This is a genomic window from Martinezella tropici (assembly GCF_003287875.1).
GTDB lineage: Bacteria > Pseudomonadota > Alphaproteobacteria > Rhizobiales > Rhizobiaceae > Rhizobium > Rhizobium tropici_C.
In genome coordinates, this window is the sequence record NZ_QMKK01000021.1 from 81,441 (window position 1) to 99,638 (window position 18,198).

An 18,198-nucleotide genomic window follows, 5' to 3' on the forward strand; every position below is an offset into this window, starting at 1 on the left:
TCGAGGAGCAGCCGTGAACGGGCTACTCCTTGCGCCGATGGCTGGTGAGGCCGGCCACCACATCTTGCGCCGAGATCGTTCCGATAATCGTGCCGTTGTCAACGACGCCGATATTGCCCGGCTGGCGCGTCAGAGCATCGAGAATATCGACGAGCGGCGTAGCAGCGGTTGCCGTGGCGGTGACGGAGCCGGCGTTGGCGGAATGGCCGACGCCCTGCTGCATGACGTCGCGTGCCGTCAGCATGCTGATCGGATTCATGTGCTGCACGAAATCGGCAACATACTGATCCGCCGGATTCTTGACGATCTCCTGCGGCGTTCCGCACTGGATGATGTGGCCGCTTTCCATGATGGCGATGCGGTTGCCGATGCGGAATGCCTCGTCCAGATCGTGGCTGACGAAGAGGATGGTGCGCTTCAGGCGGCGCTGGAATTCCAGAAGCTCGTCCTGCAGGCGGGTGCGGATCAAGGGATCGAGCGCGGAGAACGGCTCGTCCATCAACAGGATCGGCGCGCCGGTCGCAAAGGCGCGGGCGAGGCCGACGCGCTGCTGCATACCGCCCGAGAGCTCATTGACCTTGCGATTGGCCCATTGGGTGAGATTGACGAGCTGAAGCTGCTCGTCGACGCGCTTCTTGCGCTCAGCGTCCGGCACACCGGCAAGCTCGAGCCCGAAGCCGACATTGTCGGCGACCGTGCGCCAGGGCAGCAGCGCGAACTGCTGGAACACCATGGAGACGGTATGCATGCGCAGATCACGCAACGCCTTGGGGCTGCAGGTGTAAGGGTTGATCGGGCCGTTCTTGGTGTTGACGACGACATCGCCGCGCACGACCGGCGCAAGGCCGTTGACGGCACGCAGCAGTGTCGATTTCCCCGAGCCCGAGAGACCCATGAGCACGAGGATTTCACCTTCCTCGATCTCCAGCGAGGCATTGGCGACGCCGAGCACCATGCCTGTGGTCTTGCCGATTTCATCGCGCGATTTGCCCGCGTCGACGAGTTTCAACGCGGCATCTGGGCGATCGCCGAAGATGATGCTGACATTCTTGAAGCCGACAGCGACGGTCATGAGCGATCTCCTTCGCCGGGGGCACGGAACATGCGGTCGAGAATAATCGCCAGAATGACGATGCAGGCGCCGGAATCGAAGCTCTTGGCGACGTTGACGCTGTTCAGCGCGCGCAGAACCGGCACGCCAAGGCCCGGCGCGCCGACGAGGGCGGCGATAGACACCATCGAGAGCGACAGCATGATCGTCTGGGTCAGGCCTGCCATGATCTGCGGCGTGGCGAAGGGCAGCTCGACCTTGCGAAGCACCTGCCGCGGCGTCGCACCGAAGGATTCAGCCGCTTCCACCAGCGAAGGCGGTGTGGAAATGATGCCGAGGCGTGTCATGCGGATCGGAGCGGGAATGGCAAAGACGACGGTGGCGACCAGACCCGGCACCATGCCGAGGCCGAGCAGGATCATGGCCGGCACCAGATAGACGAAGGTCGGAATGGTCTGCATCAGGTCAAGGATCGGCCGCATGAAGGCATAAAGCCAGGGGCGCCGCGCTGCCGCGATGCCGAGAGGCACACCGACGAGCATGCTGACAAAGGTGGAGGCCAGCACCAGCGCGAGCGTTTCGGTCGTTTCCTTCCAGTAACCCTGGTTGATGGTAATGAGCAGGCCGATGAATGTCAGGGCCGTGACCGCAACGCTGCGGCGCATCCAATAGGCAATGGCGGCGAAGACGACGACGACGATCAGCGGGTGCGGTTTCTGCAGGAGGAAAAGCAGTGCGTTAATCACATGCGCGACGACGAACGAAAGACCGTCGAAGAACCATGTGACGTTGGTCGTCAGCCAATCGACGACGGCTTTGGCCCACGGCCCGATGGGAATGCGGTAATCGGTTAACCAGTTCACGTCTTTGCCCACGATTGGGGGCGGCGTTTCCGATTGTTTCTTATGATGCCGGAGGTGCCGCCGAATAACGGTCTGTCACGCCACACGGCCGTTGTCCGGGCGGTGGCGGGACGCGAAAGCAAGCAGTCCATGCGCGGAAGAGAAAGGGGCGGTTCAGCCGCCCCTTCATCCACCTATGTTACAAGCCAAGCTTGGCCTTGACCGCCGCCAGGCCGTCGCCACCGTCCTTGGTGGTGACGCCGGCAAGCCAGGGTGTGACCGCCGACGGATTGGCCTTCAGCCATTCCGTGGCAGCCGCTTCCGGCTCCTTGCCGTCGTTCAGGATCTTGCCCATGATTTCGTTTTCCATCGGCAGCGAGAAGACGAGATTCTTCACGAAGGCGCCGACGTTCGGGCATTCCTGCAGGTAGCCGGCCCGGACGTTCGTGTAGACCGTTGCGCCGCCGAAGTTCGGTCCGAAGACGTCGTCACCGCCGGTGAGATAGGTCATCTTGTAAGTGGTGTTCATCGGATGCGGGGCCCAGCCGAGGAAGATGATCGGCTTGCCTTCCTTGTCGGCGCGGGACACCTGGGCAAGCATGCCCTGCTCGGAGGATTCGACCACTTCGAAGCCCTTGAGGCCGAAGGAGTTCTTGTCGACCATATCGATGACCAGGCGGTTGCCGTCATTGCCCGGCTCGATGCCGTAGATCTTGCCGTCGAGATCGTCCTTATGGGCGGCGATGTCCTTGAAGTCCTTAATGCCGAGTGCAGCGCCCTTTTCGTTGGTCGCCAGCGTGTATTTGGCGCCTTCCAGATTGGCGCGGACGGTTTCGACCGACTTGTCCTCGGCGAACGGCTTGATGTTCTCGGCCATGGAGGGCATCCAGTTGCCGAGGAAGACATCGATGTCCTTGTTCTTTAGCGACTGGTAGGTCACCGGCACGGCGAGCACCTTGACGTCGGTGTCGTAGCCGAGAGCCTTCAGGAGGATGGAGGCGGTCGCCGTGGTGGAGGTGATGTCGGTCCAGCCCACATCGGCGAAATGTACGGTGCTACAGCTTGCCGGCTCGGCGGCGGAGGCGGCCGTGGCGCCGAGTGTCAGTGCGGAAAGAGCTGATGCGAAAGCGAATACAGTAAGGGTCTTTTTTATCATTGCGTGACTCCCAGTCTAACGTTCCCAAGCAACCATCAATAACCGACATTTTCAAGCGACCACAGTGTATTTGCGGCGGTTTAAGGGGGCTGATTGCGACGCCTGCATTTTTCAGCGCGATCGTTTTCAGCGCATTCTTAGCAAACCTATAGATCCTGAATCCTGTGGTTTTTGCCGTGGATATCTTTCCTTATCATCTCGCAGCACCCATGAAGCATTCAAGGAGAATGTCATGGCCAAGCTCTATTTCCATTATTCGACGATGAATGCCGGCAAATCGACCATGCTGCTGCAGGCGGCCTATAACTATCAGGAGCGCGGCATGCGCACCGCCGCCTTCATCGCAGCTCTCGACGATCGCGCCGGCCGCGGCACGATCGCCTCCCGCATCGGCCTTACGATGGATGCCATACCGTTCGAGATCGGCGATGATCTCTATGTCATGGTCGAAGACATGCATGCGAGCGAGCCCCTGAACTGCGTCTTTGTCGATGAGGCTCAGTTCCTGACGCGCGAGCAGGTGTGGCAGCTCGCCCATGTCGTCGATCGTCTCGGCCTGCCGGTGATGGCCTACGGCTTGCGCACGGACTTCCACGGACACTTGTTTCCGGGATCGCAGGAGCTGCTGACCATCGCGGACGAATTGCGTGAGGTGCGGACGATCTGCCATTGCGGCCGCAAGGCGACGATGGTCGTGCGGCTGGATGCCGCCGGCGAGGTCGTGCGCGAAGGCGCGCAGATCGAGATCGGCGGCAGCGACAAATATGTCTCGCTCTGCCGCCGTCACTGGGAAGAGGCGATCGTCTGCGAGTGACGGCATGTGGCCGGCGTGACGCGGCAGGAATTTAATCGAGGGGACGATGAAACTGCTTTGCCTGGCGCCGGCCGTCATCATGCTTGCCGCGGCGTCTTCGGCGCTTGCTGATGGAGATGCGGTTGCGGGTGCCATCGTTTTCAGGAAATGCGGCGCCTGCCATACGGCGACGGTGCCGGAAAACCGCGTCGGACCCTCATTAATGGGCGTTGTCGGCCGGCCCGTCGCAAGCGTGCCAGACTATGCCTATTCGCGGGCGATGAAGGCCTTCGGTGCCGATGGCAAGGTTTGGGACGAGGCCTTGTTGCGCGAATACCTGCCGGGGCCGCAATTCCTGGTCAAGGGCACCAGAATGACGTTTCTGGGCCTCAAGAGCGAGAGGGATCTCGACAATCTGATCGCCTATCTGAAGAATCCGGCGGCGGCGCAATAGTCCTTTCGAGCATTTTCCTCGCCGGCGGTACGCTCTGTGCGCTTCAAGCTCTCGGTTTTTCGCATGTTGTTACCGCAAAACCGCTACACACTTTTGCGCGACGTGCTTTAGTCTCACTCCTCGGGTAGGGAGAGATGCTTTCATGGTCAGACCTCATTCCTTCGACGGCATGCTCGACAAGGCAAGCGCGGCACTTGATGACGCCATCAACAGCGCAAACGCGGCCGTCGCGACGCTGGCCGGCCATGCCAGGGGCGAGGGACGCAGCGGCGCCATCAACTTTCCCATGGAGGAAGTGCTGGTGCGCGAGGCTGTCGAGCTGCTCGAGCGCTGGAAATCGCTCGCTTCATCGCTGGTGAAGGAGCTCGATCGCGCAACGCAAGAGGCCGATCTGCAGCATCGGCGGTTGTTCGACGAGAAGATCGGCCTTGAAGATGCGAGCCTGCTCGGCAGGAAGCTGGCGCGCGGGCCTTCGAAGCCTCAGACGATCATCACCGAGCTCGAAGTGGTTCTTGATGTTTCGGCCGAACTCGATCTCCTGTTCAAACAGGCAAGGCCCGCCTTGTCGCGCTGCTTTCATGATTGCGAGCGCCATCTCGAAGGCGTGATCGAGCATCGGCGGAAACTCGATTTCGATATAGAGGAGGTGCAGCGTCGGGCCAATGTCCTGACGGAGAAACTCATGTACCAGCGGCGCAATCGTCCTTCCTCGCGCCACGCCGATTTGCAATCCGGCTTGGAGGCGGATTATGGCGATCTGCTTGCCGAGCAGGACGATATTCGGCGGCAGGAGGCCGGGCTTCAGTCGCGCCGAACGGCCGGGCAGCGCCTGATCGATATCTATGAGGGCCTGGCGGCATCCCTGAATGTTCAGGTTGCCGCCGTCAGCGCCATGGCAGCCAAATCGGCTGTTGATATCGAGCAACGGATCGCCTTGCTCAAGGCGTTGGCGTCAAACGCGAATAGCCACACCCCCGAGGCTGCGCGAACGGCCGCGGTCGAAGACTTGATCCGGGCCTTCGAGGCAAACATACTGGCCGGGCAGGATCTGGCTGCGCGCAAGGCGCATGTCGATGCCGTGTTCAAGAGGCGGCTGGAGCCTCACCTGCCGCCCGTGTCCGAAGATGCGGGTGAAACCGCCGGCGATGCGCAACCGGAGGGATGATTCTGTCCGGCATCGAAAATTCGGCGCAGACGGTTGTTGTTTTTCTCAAGAACACATATTTGCTGAAACGCGAATGGCGATAAGGCCTATCCTATGAAAATCGAAAGGGATTTTCGGAAGGGCCGGTGTGCAGGTTCAGTGTGGTGCGTCCTTCGCGTATAGGCAGGACGCGCGGTTGCGGTTTTGGAGGCGTTGGTCCATGCTTGACTCGATCACAGCGTTCTTGAAGCGGATCTGGGCCGCCATTGCACGATGGTTGGGCTTGGTTTTCGTCGGGCTCGCATGGCCGTTTCTTGCCGCGCGCGGCTGGTATCGCCACAGCAACTGGCTGATCAAGCTGCCCATCGTCGCTTTCGTGACGCTGCTTGCTGTGCTTTACATCTATTTCATCTGGCAGACGCAGATCTGGTCCGGGTTCAATCCGGCCTATCCCGACGTCTACAAATTCTCCGAACGCAAATTCTCCGCCGGAGAGGAGTTGCCGGCGCAGGCTGCGGCTGCGGCGCCGAAGTCGTGCCAAACCTCGGCAGTCGTGGATGTCGCTGCCGATCTTACCGATTTCAACGTCAACCAGAATGCCTGGATCTCCTCGATGCTGCTCTACAAGCTCGGGTTCTTCGGCGTTTCATGGGATGACACGCCTTTCCTCGACAACAAGGCATCCTTCCAGAGAGGCGTAAACTCGGTGGTCCGCCGCACCTCGGCAGAATTGGTCGACACGCTCGGCCGTGTGCGCGGGACGTCCGGGATCAACGGCGATCTGCAAAAGGCGCGCGGCAACCTGCAGTTCGACGAATCGAGCTGGTATTTCGGCCTGCATCCGTTCGGACCGAAGACGCCAACCCCAAGCTATTATCGCGCCGCGATCACTAACCTGCGCAACTTCAATACCGATCTCAGCAACTGCAAGGTGGTTTTCGACGGACGCGCGGATAATCTTCTGCAGTTTCTCGATCATGTCGCCGGCGACCTTGGCAGCACGGCAAATATCCTGGCGGACCGATCGCAAAACTACAGCTATGGATGGTTCGACACGCGCGCGGACGATCGGTTCTGGTTTGCCTATGGCCAGCTTTATGCCAATTACGGCATTCTGAGCGCGGCCGGCGCGGATTTTCAGCAGGTGATCGCGGAACGCAACATCGGCAGGCTCTGGAACGATACGCTCGGGATGCTGCAGACGGCGCTCCGCATTCAGCCGATGATCATTTCCAACGGCCGCGAAGACAGCTCGTTCATGCCAAGCCACCTCGCGACGATGGGCTTCCACATCCTCCGGGTGCGTTCAAACCTCGTCGAAATCCGAACGGTGCTTGGAGGCCGCTAAGGGCGAGGCGGATATTGAGCGGAGCATTTCGAGAGCGGAGCCGTCTTCGGTCCGGACTGCCTAAAATAAAAAGATGAAACGTCGGCGCGATCTGAAGAAAGCAAAAAGTTGCTTAGCTGATCAACTTGAGGCGGATGGCCTTGGCGACGAGCTGCGTGCGATTAACGCAATCGAGCTTCTTGATAGCGTTCATCATATAGGCATTGACCGTATGGTCGGAGAGGGAAAGGATCTGGCCGATTTCGACCGAGGTCTTGCCCTGGGCCGTCCAGCGGACCACTTCGAGTTCGCGGGCCGAGAGCGAATGCGGCACGGCGCTATCGCTGCGCTTCAGACAATTATAGGAATCCAGCGCCTGCAGCATGATCAGCGTGAGTTCATTGATTTCGCTTTGACCGAGGCTGTTGCGATTGCCCATGAACCAGAAGAGAAGACGCTGCCCATCCGGTGAATTGACCGGAACGATCACGCTCATTGGGCAATTGTAGTTGATCAAAAGCATATGGAGCTCGCGCGGAAGATCGCTGTCGAGTTCGAGGTCTTTTTCCAACAGATGCCAGGAGCGCGGCAGCACCGAGTCCCGCGTGCGCAGCAACATCGGGCAGCGCCGCACCAGCTGCTGACGATCGAAATCACGCACGAACTGCGCCGGCACGGTACCTTCGATCAGCAGCGGCGTCATCATGGTATCGTCAGGAACCGGGGCATTCATGAATGCCATGTAGCTGAAGCCAAAAGCTAACCCCGCCTGCTCCAGCGCCAGCGCAAACGCTGCTTGTGTCCGAGCAGCAGCGAGCTCGGCAGAAAGCAGCAATTGTCTCTCGGCGGTGATGATATAGGACATATAGGTTGAAGCGCCCACAGCGTGTTATCGTTATCAAATACCGGATTTATGAGTGAATGCTAGACGCAAAAATATCACAGGACCAGAAATAATTTCATTTTCATATATTTTAATATTCGGACGTGTGTATTTACATAAATCTTCGCCCAGAAAGGGCATTAAACGCAAAAAAATGCTGTTTCGCTGATCTTATAACGACGGCGCTGTACAGATGCCGGTGTTGCGGTGTCAAGGACGGACGACCGAAGAGCGTCTCGGAATAGCGAAAATCTATCTGAAACGACCCTTCAAATGCCACGACGGCGACCGCCTGAAGGTCGCAATTTGATACAGGAGGGGGCGTCCTGCATCGCGATATTTGCCGCCTAAGTGTTGCGACGAATGGAAGAAAAGGTCGAGGTGGTGCCTGCGCAGTGTGCATGCATGGCCGTCTGCTTCCATCTTGCAGCCGTTCTCCGTCTGGCAGTTTTCGACGCCCCTGGGCCAGCCGTTTTCGCAAATGATGCGCCATTGCGCCGGCATGCCTTGCGAAGGCCCAAAGCGGTTGCTATCGGTCTTGGCAAAGCAATCGCTTCCAGGCGTATATCTCATGAATTTTCGTTTTTTCCCGCAGCTTGCGATGCGGTGCTGCCGAACGGCGTTGCGGATTGTCACGGCCGTTTCGCTTCTGCTCGTTGCGCCAGCCTTTGCCGAAGCGGCGGATGGCACCGGCGGCACGCCGATGCGCTTCCTGCTCGTCCACGGCGAGATGGGCCAATGCCGCGCCGACAATACGTGTCCGGACTGGATCTCCGCCGAGGGACAGATCATGTCCGACACGCCGAGGAAGCTGCAGAAATTCCTGAAGCAGCTTGGCAGTCGGCGATTGCCCATCGTGGTCAGTTCGCCGGGGGGCGATGTCAAGGCGGCGATGGAGATGGCGCGCACCATCCGCAAACAGAAGCTTTCGATCGCCGTCGGCCGCACCCGCTCGCGGGCATGTCCCTATGCCGAGCCGATCTGCCCGGCAGCCTTTGCCGAGGACGGTTCGATCAAGGGACAGGCCTTTTCCGCAGACGCGATCTGCTTTTCGGCATGCCCGCTGTTTTTCGCAGGCGGCGTCCAGCGTGTTTCCAGCCCCTTCGCATTGTTGGGCGTCCACCAGATCACCACGACCTATAGCGAGGTGCGCGTCCAATACCGCACTGAATATGAAATGGTGGATGGCAAGCGCAAGGTGCTTTCCAAGAAGGAGATCGGGCGGAAATTCGTCGGCAAATACGACACGACGAAGCTCGACAAGGCCCAGCGGACGCGGTTGGTCCGCTTCCTCGACACGATGGGTGTCGACAAGGGACTTGTCGATGTGATGCTTGGAACCGAGCCGAGCGGGATCCATCTGATGTCGCAGATGGAGGCGCTAAGGCTGAAATTGACGACGGAACTTGCCGATGCGGACGCGCTGGTTTCCGCGCGCAACTGCAAGGACGGGCAATCGATCTCCGATTGCGCCGCACCCCCGCCGCCGATGAGCAGCGCTTCGGCTATGGCCGGCAAATAGCCGATTTTGGCGTCAAGCGTCCTTGGCTTTGCTTTTCGCCATGATCCTTTCCAGAAGGCCCAGCAGTACCGCCGAAACGACGAAGGCGAGATGGATGATCGTGAACCACATCAGCTTGGCGTTGTCGTATTGAGTAGCGTTCAGGAAGATCTGCAGCAGGTGGATCGAGGAAATGGCGACGATCGAAGAGGCGACCTTGATCTTGAGGCTGCCTGAATCAAGCTTGCCGAGGAAGGAAACCTCACCTTCGGCTTCGTCGAAACGACTGACGAAATTTTCATAACCGGAAATCATCACCATGACGATCAGGCTCGCCACCAGGGCGGCGTCGATAAGGCCGAGGATCGCCAGGATCATGTCGGCTTCTTCATAGACGAGTGCGTTGATCGCGACCTTGTAGAACTTATAGGCGAACGAGACGGCGTAGACGGCGAGCGAGGCGGCAAGACCGAGATAGAAGATCACCAGAAGCCAGCGACTGGAGAGAATGATGCGCTCGACCAGCAATTCCAGGGATTTCATATCTTTTCCTTCTTTCTCGGTTGCATTTGGAAGCCGAAAATAGGCATGTCCCTGTCCCGCGACAAGGCGGCCTCTTTCGCAGAGGACAGTATGCCGTTGCTATTCACACTTGATACGTATTGGTTTATCCCGACAGGGAAATGACCGTATATTTGGGGCGAATATAATGGCGGCGGTGGCATCGGATATCGAAATCGCTCGTGCGGCGAAGAAACTGCCGATTATCGAGATTGGTGCCAAGCTCGGCATTCCCGCGGAAGATCTCGCGCCCTACGGCTACGACAAGGCAAAAATCGGCGCCGGGTTCATCGCATCGCTAGCCGACAAGAAGGATGGCAAGCTGATCCTCGTTACGGCGATCAACCCGACGCCGGCGGGCGAGGGCAAGACCACGACGACGGTCGGCCTCGGCGATGGCCTGAACCGCATCGGCAAGAAGGCCGTCGTGTGCGTGCGCGAGGCATCGCTCGGCCCCTGCTTCGGCGTGAAGGGCGGAGCGGCCGGCGGCGGTTACGCGCAGGTCATTCCGATGGAAGACATCAACCTTCATTTCACCGGCGATTTCCATGCGATCACCTCGGCCCATAATCTGCTTGCGGCGCTGATCGACAACCACATCTATTGGGGTAACGAGCAGAATATCGATATCCGGCGCATCACCTGGCGTCGCGCGATGGATATGAACGACCGCGCATTGCGCGATATCGTGTCGTCGCTCGGCGGCGTCGCCAACGGTTTTCCGCGCGAGGGCGGCTTCGATATCACCGTCGCCTCCGAGGTCATGGCGATCCTCTGTCTGGCATCCGACCTCAGGGATCTGGAAAAGCGGCTCGGCAATATCATCATCGGCTATCGCCGCGACCGCACGCCCGTCTATGCCCGCGATCTGAAGGCCGACGGTGCGATGGCGGTGCTTCTGAAGGATGCGATGCAGCCGAACCTCGTCCAGACTCTGGAGAACAATCCGGCGCTCGTGCATGGCGGCCCTTTTGCCAATATCGCCCATGGCTGCAATTCGGTGATCGCCACGCGCACGGCGTTGAAACTTGCCGATTATGTGGTGACGGAAGCCGGCTTTGGTGCCGATCTCGGCGCCGAGAAATTCTTCGACATCAAATGCCGCAAGGCCGGCCTTTCACCGGATGCGGCCGTTATCGTTGCGACCGTGCGGGCGCTGAAGATGAACGGCGGCATCAAGAAGGACGATCTCGGCAAGGAGAATGTCGATGCCCTCGTCAAGGGCTGTGCCAATCTCGGCCGGCATGTCGCCAATGTCCGCAAGTTCGGCGTGCCTGTCGTCGTGGCCATCAATCATTTCGTTTCGGACACGGAAGCCGAAATCGAGGCGCTGAAGAATTATGTCGCGCGGCTCGGGGCCGAGGCGATCCTCTGCCGGCATTGGGCCGAGGGCTCGGCGGGGATCGTCGATCTCGCGCATAAGGTGGTCGAACTCGCCGAATCCGGCCAGGCAAAATTCCAGCCGCTCTATCCGGACAATCTGCCGCTCTTTGAGAAGATAGAGATCGTCGCCTCGAAAATCTACCATGCCGGCGAGGTGACGGCCGACAAGGCAGTGCGCGATCAGCTTCGGTCCTGGGAGGACCAGGGCTATGGACACCTGCCGGTCTGCATGGCGAAGACGCAATATTCCTTTACCACCGATCCGAACGTTCGCGGCGCGCCAGAGGGGCACATTGTGCCCGTTCGTGAAGTGCGCCTCTCGGCCGGCGCGGGTTTCGTCGTCGTCATCACCGGCGAGATCATGACCATGCCCGGCCTGCCGAAATCACCTTCGGCCGAAAGAATTTTCCTCAATGATCATGGCTATATAGAGGGGCTGTTTTAAGTTCAGAATCTGATTCAACCGGGGTCGTTTGAACTCAGGAACTTTGCCGGTCCGACATCACCTGCAGCAGAATGCGATGCGATTGAAGGGAGAAAAACCGCGCGTTCGCTTGACGCCACCGGCAGCAGGATCGACAACGGACATCGGCATCACCGGATGGAAGAGCGGAGGCAGATCATGACTGCAGACAGCCGTGCCAGCTTGGCCGATATACGTGCCTTCCATGCGAAAATGATGGCCGCCGCCGGCAACTCGGCGGATGAAAGGCTGGAACAGGCCTTCCGCCAGGTGCCGCGTGAAGCCTTCATGGGGCCGGGACCCTGGCAGATCGTGGTCAAGGGACGCTATCTCGAAACGCCAAGCAGCGATCCCGCCTTTCTCTATCAAAATGTTCTGGTCTCCCTGGATAGATCGAAGGGCATCAACAATGGCGAGCCGTTTCTCCATGCCGCCTTCCTGGGTGCCGTCGCGCCCAAGCCTGGCGAAACCGTCGTTCAGATCGGCACGGGGACGGGATACTACACCGCCATTCTCTCAACGCTGGTGACACCGGGCGGACATGTCCATGCCATCGAGATCGATGAGGCACTGGCCGGCCGCACGCGAGACAATCTCGCCTCCTATAAAGACGTTTCCGTCATCTGTACCGATGCGACTTCGTTCGAGCTTCCGGATACGGATCTGATCTATGTGAGTGCCGGCGTGGTGGCACCGCCGAAGTCATGGCTGCAGGCGTTGCGACCCGGAGGGCGGCTCATCGTGCCCTGGCAGGCGAATGAGAAGGTCGGGCTTGCCGTGGTCATTACGCGAGAGGATATCGGTTTCAGCGCTCGTGCTTTGATGCCTGCTTATTTCATTCCATGCATCGGCGCATCGGATCCGGCCCAATCCATTAAAATTCCAAATGGTGGTGAGGCTCGGTCCATCCAGTCTATCTGGCTGACCGAGGAGCGCGCGCCCGATGAAACGGCGGTTGCGATCTACCGGGATGTCTGGTTCTCAAATGCCGGCATCCGAGCTTGATCGAGCCGGTATTTTGACAATGTCGAACCATCGATTGATCGGCGTGCTTTTCAAGCCATTCCAGGAAAAACGCGTAGTGGTTTTTGTCCTCTAGTGGCAGTAGCGAAAGCCGCCATTCCTTTCGATGACATCGAGATGGAAATGCGTTTCGTGGGCAGCGTCGCTTTCCGGGTCGAGGACAGTGGTGAAATAAAGGCAGGCAGAGGCGCTGGCTGCACGCTGGAACGCGCCTGTCAGCGTCGGATCTTCGCGGCGCGGCTCAATCGCGATGGTCTTGCCGTTTTCGAAGGTGAAGCTCGCGACATCGATGGCGTTGCCACGGGCATGTTCCGAGATCTTGCCGGTCGAGGCATTGTTGCGTAGGCGGCAGATATAGGTCGAGGCCTGATTGATGGCGACGATCTTGCCGTTGTCCAATGCGGCGGCTGATGGGAGCACGCTCTCCTTCATCCATTGGGCCAGTGCCAACGCCGCTTCGCAGCGCATCGTTCCTTGAGGTTTGAATTCGATCCCCGGCAGCGGCGAAGAAAGCGAGATCGGCTTGTCGATGCCGCAGCCGTTGCCGTCGTCAATGCGGGGAATTTCCTTGAAGATTGCTCCCATCGCGGTCAGTTCCTTCAGGCACGCCTGGTGTTCCTCGTCCGGCTCGGAGGCGACGGTCGGGGGCGGGCGAGGGGGACCTTGCATCTCGCCCGTCGTCTGCTCCTCAGGCGGAGTTGCCGGCTTGTCCTCTGGTTGGGCATCCGGCTTTTCCGGCGGAACGACAGGTTTGTCAGGAGATGCTGCCGGCTTCTCCGCCGGGATCGGCGGCGTGCCGCTCGGCTGAGCCCGTTGCTGATCCGGCTTTTGTTCTGGGAGCGGACCGGTCTGGGGAAGAGAAGCGGCCATAAGTAAAATGACGGCAGAGGTTAGTGAAATGCTTCTAAACAACATCAAGTAAATCAGCCAATTCTAATGATGATGTCATCAGAACGCTTGAGGTCGCCATTTCGTTGCAATTCAGCAACGTTCGTCTTCCGTCTTTAAACATGATAATTCTATTCATGATTATATGGATGAGATATATTGACAATAATAGTCATGTTTTTTATGCGGCAGAAAGAAGGCGAAATATTGCCGTCTCATCAACAAAACTGACCTAGCCAGCCCCTTGCCTGCATTCGACGCAGCAACCAGCCAGCCCGGTGAAGCAATTCGAAAGGAATGGTTATGGTTGTCCGGCGCTCACGCTCGGTCCTCTTGGCATGCACCGCGTTTCTGGCCCTTGGGCTGACGACGACATCTTTTGCGCAAACAGCCGCTCAAAATGAAGACGCGGCGGGTGAAGCCGCCACGGGGGATCGAGTCACCAATCTGAAGCCGATCGTCGTGAAGGGCAAAGGCAAAGCGAACAAGGATGTGCTCGCCGACTCTCCGACCACAAGCGAGACGACGGCCAAGGACATCGACGACAAGCAAATCACACGTATCGAGGACCTCGGCCGCAGCACCGAAGTCGGCGTCGGCTTCAACCGCGCTACCGGCGGCGTCAATATTCGTGGCCTCGGCGACGACCGCGTGCTGACCACCGTCGACGGCATCCAGATTCCTTTTCTTCTCGATGCCTCCCGCGAATCCGACGGTGGCATCAACAGCTTCGATTTCAACGCGCTTTCCAGCGTCGATGTCGTGCGAGGCGCCGATTCCAGCCGTGCCGGTTCGGGTGCTCTTGGCGGCGCCTTCGTGCTGCGCACGCTGGAGCCGGAAGATCTGATTGCGCCCGGCTTTACCTGGGGCGGAGTCTTCAAGTTCGGCTATAATGGTGACGATCGGAGTGTCGGCGGTGCCGCAGCCGTTGCCAAACGCATCGACAATACCGCCGTTCTCTTCCAGGGCGGCTACACGCATGGTCATGAGCTTGAGAACAACGGCGATGTCGGCGGCTATTCGACCAAACGTACCGAGGCTAACCCGGCCGACTACAATCAGAGAAGCGGCCTGTTCAAGATCCGTCAATATACCGACGCCGGTACCTTCGGCATCACGGCCGAGCACTACAACAAGGATAAAACCACCGATCTGATGACCCTGCAGAGCCCGACCGGAAACTTCCGGCCTGGCAATTACAACGGGACAGACAATGTCGAGCGCAATCGCGTGTCGCTCGATTACAAATATGAAGCCGATAGCGCTGATTCACTGCTTGATACCGCCAATGCCGTCTTCTACTGGCAGAATCTTGTGCGTGAAACCGGTACTGCGGGCTATCGGTACACGTCCGTTATCGGCGACTATTCCCGCCTCAATGAAATGGACGACCGCAGTATCGGCTTTAGCGGCAACGCGGCGAAATCTTTCGACACCGGTAACCTGCATCACCAGCTCACTTTCGGTCTCGATGTCGCCTTCGACAAGGTTCACCAGTATTCGGCCGGCAAGGATAGCTGCGCCAACCCGCGCTGGCGCGCGACTTGCGCCTTCCTCCACACCAACCAGTCCGACATGCCCGATGTCGATGGCAAGCGCGTCGGCGCCTTCATCGACGACAAGATCGAGCTAGGATCCAGCAACTTCTATCTGACGCCGGGTCTGCGCTTCGATTGGTATGATTACTCGCCGAAGAACACGGCTGCTTATCGTGACAGCGCCAACTATGATGGCCTGCCCTCTGGGCAATCCGACAGCCGCTTCTCGCCAAAGCTGCGCGCCTCCTATCAGCCGCAGGACAATGTCGAACTTTACGCGCAGTGGGCAATGGCCTTCCGCGCGCCTAATGTCAGCGAACTCTATGTGAACTACGGCGTGCCTGGCGGATACGTCAACATCGGCAATCCGAACCTGAAGCCTGAGACCAGCAACGGCATCGAAATCGGCACCAATCTCGGCGATGACGATTTCGGCGGCCATATCGGCGCCTTCTACAACAAATACAAGAACTTCATCGACACGTTGAATTATCGCGATCCCACGGGCACCTATCCGCTCGGGATTACCGAATACTTCAATCGCGCCAACGTCCGCATGTTCGGTGTCGAGGTCAACGCGCACAAGACGTTCGACAACGGCATCCACGTCAAGGGCTCGCTTGCCTATGTGAACGGCAAGGATTCCGATACCGGCCAGTGGATCAATTCCGTCGCCCCGGCCAAGGCTGCCTTCACCGTCGGCTATGCGGCCGATGTCTGGGGAACGGACCTGACCTTCATCACCGCGGCGCGCGAGGCGAAGAAGACAGGCGATACGCTGCAGACCCCTGCCTACGGCATCTTCGATCTCACAGCCTGGTGGGAACCGGAGCAGGTGAAGGGCCTCAGCATTCGTGGCGGCGTCTACAACATCTTCAACAAGACCTACTACGACGCTCTCAACGCACCGTCCTACAGCGGCACGCTGACCCAGCCTGCTTCCTATTATTCTGAGCCCGGTCGGACCTTCAAGCTGACGCTGACGCAAAGGTTCTAAGCGGTTACATCGATGCAGCAAACTTGAATCCGGCGAATTTGGGCGATGCTTCGGCATCGCCTCTTTTTTGCTCTCTCGCGTGGCATCGGGCGATCTGCGCAATTGTAAATGGCAGCGTTCGATGCTATTCGAACAATGCAGTCTTTAACCGTCGAGAAAAGAGAGGAGGACCGTATGACCAAGATAGTCTGGCATATTCGCCAGTTCGGTCCGACTCGTGCCCTGCAGATGCGTTTGCAGGGCTGATCAGAGGCTGTTTCTCACTCATTCCTTCTGGTCTGCCCTTGGGGCGACGCGAGCCTGCGCAACCGCGCGGCTGCGTCATGACATGTTTTCGAGCATTGGCCTGTTTGGGCCATCGGCATTGGCGTAGCGCGGCAAAAGGAGCCGCCGGCGATGTCTTGAGATGCTCGATCGAGACCGGAAAAGACCATGACTCTGATCAATCTTCGCAATCTGGGCGTCACCATGAGTGCGCCGTTGTTTTCCAATCTCAACTTCACTGTGGATGCCGGCGATCGCGTCGGCATCGTTGCTGCGAATGGACGCGGGAAGACCACGCTGCTCAACTGCATCACGGGCAGGCAAGAGCCGACCACGGGCGAGATCACCCGCGCCCGGGGCTTGCGCGTCGGCTATGTCGAACAGAATGTGCCGGCGAACCTGCTGGATGTCTCCTTCTATGAGGCAGTCCTGCGCGCTTTGCCCAAGGAGCAGGTCGCGAGCGAGGGCTGGCGTGTCGACGTCACTCTCGATTCACTCGATGTGCCTGATGCGATGCGGGAGAGGACGTTGGCTCAGCTCAGCGGGGGCTGGCAGCGGCTTGCCATGCTTGCACGCGTATGGGTAACCGAGCCCGACGTGCTGCTGCTGGATGAACCGACCAACCATCTCGATCTCGCCAAGATCGCGCTGCTGGAGGATTGGTTGAATGCCTTGCCGCGCGACGTGCCCGTCATCATCGCCAGCCACGACCGCGCCTTCCTCGATGCCGTCTGCGATCGCACTTTGTTCCTGCGTCAGGATCAGTCGCAAACCTATGCGCTGCCCTATAGCCGGGCGCGTGCGGCGCTGGACGAAGTCGATGCCTCGGATGAGCGGCGTTACCAGAAGGAGATGAAGACGGCGCAGCAACTGCGCAAGCAGGCGGCCAAGCTCTATAATCTCGGTGTCAATTCCGGCAGCGATCTCCTGACGGTGAAGACGAAACAGCTGAAGGCGCGGGCGGAGAAGCTGGAGGACAGCGCCAGACCGGGCTACCGCGAGCGTTCCTCCGGCTCGATCAAGCTCGTCAATCGAGGCATCCATGCCAAGGTGCTGCTGACGCTGGAGGATGTCGCGGTGACCACGCCCGACGGTACGCTGCTGTTCAAGACGGGCCAGCAGTGGATTTGTCAGGGTGATCGCATCGTGCTGCTCGGGCAGAATGGCGCCGGCAAGACGCGGTTCGTGGAGATGATCCGCAGGGCGATCGCCGATCCGTCTGTCGGTGGCGCAATCAAGCCGACGCCGTCTCTGGTGCTGGGTTACAGCGATCAGGCGCTCTCCAATCTCGGCCAGAAGGACACGCCGCTCGGCATGATCACACGCCTGTTCGAGCTCGGCGAGCAGCGTGCCCGCACGCTGCTGGTCGGCGTCGGAATCAACATCGACATGCAGGGCAAAGAGATCGGCCGTCTGTCCGGCGGGCAGAAGGCACGGCTTGCCATGCTGGCGCTGCGGTTGACCAATCCCAACTTCTACCTGCTCGACGAGCCGACCAACCATCTGGATATCGACGGCCAGGAGGCGTTGGAGGGCGAGCTGACGGCGAATGAGGCGAGCTGCCTTCTCGTCTCGCATGACCGTAGTTTCGTGCGATCGGTCGGCAACCGGTTCTGGCTGATCGACCGGAAGCGGTTGGTCGAAGTGGATGGCCCGGAGGAGTTCTTCGAGGCGGCGAGAGTGCAGGAATGAGAGAAGGATGGGCGGAGGCGAAAAATCGTTTCTGCCCATTCTCCAAGATTGCGGCTTGCGTATCCCCTCATCTCACGCTAACAATTCCCGCCATGACCACGTCCTTGAACAACATTGCAGTTTGGTGGTGGGCACGCTGAGGCGGCCTCGACCAATCGTGTTCAAAGACGACGAGTGAGCCGCCCGAGATTTCGAGGCGGCTTTTTTGTTATATTGGCCGCCTGTCATCCGGGCCCGA

The 18,198-nt window shown here is 59.2% G+C and carries 15 protein-coding genes; 9 read left to right on the plus strand and 6 right to left on the minus strand.

The genetic code is table 11. From position 1 onward, the window contains the following. Nucleotides 1-22 precede the first annotated feature (22 nt). The 3 genes from choV to DQ393_RS04705 form a co-directional block, all read right to left on the minus strand. Complete coding sequence (choV, locus tag DQ393_RS04695) at nt 23-1,072, minus strand: choline ABC transporter ATP-binding protein (RefSeq protein WP_112340644.1); 1,050 nt, start codon at nt 1,070-1,072, stop codon at nt 23-25. Continuing rightward, nucleotides 1,069-1,914, minus strand: coding sequence for a choline ABC transporter permease subunit (choW, locus tag DQ393_RS04700; RefSeq protein ID WP_112340727.1), 846 nt, complete (start codon nt 1,912-1,914; stop codon nt 1,069-1,071). Before choW ends, choV begins: the two co-directional genes overlap by 4 nt. A 178-nt stretch (nt 1,915-2,092) precedes the next feature. Next, nucleotides 2,093-3,049 carry a choline ABC transporter substrate-binding protein gene (locus tag DQ393_RS04705; RefSeq protein WP_112340645.1) on the minus strand — a complete coding sequence of 319 codons (957 nt, stop codon included), beginning with the start codon at nt 3,047-3,049 and terminating at the stop codon, nt 2,093-2,095. A 232-nt stretch (nt 3,050-3,281) separates the two neighbouring features. Here DQ393_RS04705 and DQ393_RS04710 point away from each other — a divergent pair, with 232 nt between their 5' ends. The 4 genes from DQ393_RS04710 to DQ393_RS04725 all read left to right on the plus strand — a co-directional run bounded on the left by DQ393_RS04710 (nt 3,282) and on the right by DQ393_RS04725 (nt 6,788). Continuing rightward, the gene (locus tag DQ393_RS04710; RefSeq protein ID WP_112340646.1) at nt 3,282-3,863 is read left to right on the plus strand and encodes a thymidine kinase; all 582 of its coding nucleotides are present in this window, start codon (nt 3,282-3,284) and stop codon (nt 3,861-3,863) included. Nucleotides 3,864-3,909: 46 nt separating this feature from the next. Next, a complete protein-coding gene (locus DQ393_RS04715; RefSeq protein ID WP_112340647.1) occupies nt 3,910-4,296 on the plus strand; it encodes a c-type cytochrome in 387 nt (128 codons plus the stop codon). A gap of 142 nt (nt 4,297-4,438) precedes the next feature. After that, nucleotides 4,439-5,461 carry a hypothetical protein gene (locus DQ393_RS04720; protein WP_112340648.1) on the plus strand — a complete coding sequence of 341 codons (1,023 nt, stop codon included), beginning with the start codon at nt 4,439-4,441 and terminating at the stop codon, nt 5,459-5,461. Between the two features lie 199 nt (nt 5,462-5,660). Further along, nucleotides 5,661-6,788 carry a DUF2333 family protein gene (locus DQ393_RS04725; RefSeq protein ID WP_112340649.1) on the plus strand — a complete coding sequence of 376 codons (1,128 nt, stop codon included), beginning with the start codon at nt 5,661-5,663 and terminating at the stop codon, nt 6,786-6,788. A gap of 112 nt (nt 6,789-6,900) precedes the next feature. Here DQ393_RS04725 and DQ393_RS04730 read toward each other — a convergent pair whose 3' ends face one another. Further along, nucleotides 6,901-7,632, minus strand: coding sequence for a helix-turn-helix transcriptional regulator (locus tag DQ393_RS04730; protein WP_112340650.1), 732 nt, complete (start codon nt 7,630-7,632; stop codon nt 6,901-6,903). 589 nt (nt 7,633-8,221) lie between these two features. Between DQ393_RS04730 and DQ393_RS04735 the strand changes: the two genes are divergently transcribed. Continuing rightward, on the plus strand, nt 8,222-9,172 hold the full coding sequence (locus DQ393_RS04735) for a hypothetical protein (RefSeq protein ID WP_112340728.1): 951 nt from the start codon (nt 8,222-8,224) through the stop codon (nt 9,170-9,172). A gap of 12 nt (nt 9,173-9,184) precedes the next feature. On the opposite strand, the gene DQ393_RS04740 is transcribed toward DQ393_RS04735, so the two are convergent. Next, entirely contained in the window at nt 9,185-9,694 is a 510-nt protein-coding gene (locus DQ393_RS04740; protein WP_112340651.1) for a TIGR00645 family protein, read from the minus strand. 166 nt (nt 9,695-9,860) lie between these two features. Here DQ393_RS04740 and DQ393_RS04745 point away from each other — a divergent pair, with 166 nt between their 5' ends. Continuing rightward, a complete protein-coding gene (locus tag DQ393_RS04745; protein WP_112340652.1) occupies nt 9,861-11,540 on the plus strand; it encodes a formate--tetrahydrofolate ligase in 1,680 nt (559 codons plus the stop codon). 177 nt (nt 11,541-11,717) lie between these two features. Further along, a complete protein-coding gene (locus DQ393_RS04750; RefSeq protein WP_112340653.1) occupies nt 11,718-12,563 on the plus strand; it encodes a protein-L-isoaspartate O-methyltransferase family protein in 846 nt (281 codons plus the stop codon). Nucleotides 12,564-12,653: 90 nt separating this feature from the next. Here DQ393_RS04750 and DQ393_RS04755 read toward each other — a convergent pair whose 3' ends face one another. Beyond that, entirely contained in the window at nt 12,654-13,451 is a 798-nt protein-coding gene (locus DQ393_RS04755; protein WP_245430256.1) for an extensin family protein, read from the minus strand. A 321-nt stretch (nt 13,452-13,772) separates the two neighbouring features. Between DQ393_RS04755 and DQ393_RS04760 the strand changes: the two genes are divergently transcribed. Both DQ393_RS04760 and DQ393_RS04765 read left to right on the plus strand, forming a co-directional pair. Continuing rightward, nucleotides 13,773-16,004, plus strand: coding sequence for a TonB-dependent hemoglobin/transferrin/lactoferrin family receptor (locus tag DQ393_RS04760; protein WP_112340655.1), 2,232 nt, complete (start codon nt 13,773-13,775; stop codon nt 16,002-16,004). A 432-nt stretch (nt 16,005-16,436) separates the two neighbouring features. Continuing rightward, the gene (locus tag DQ393_RS04765; protein WP_112340656.1) at nt 16,437-17,960 is read left to right on the plus strand and encodes an ABC-F family ATP-binding cassette domain-containing protein; all 1,524 of its coding nucleotides are present in this window, start codon (nt 16,437-16,439) and stop codon (nt 17,958-17,960) included. Nucleotides 17,961-18,198: the final 238 nt, after the last annotated feature.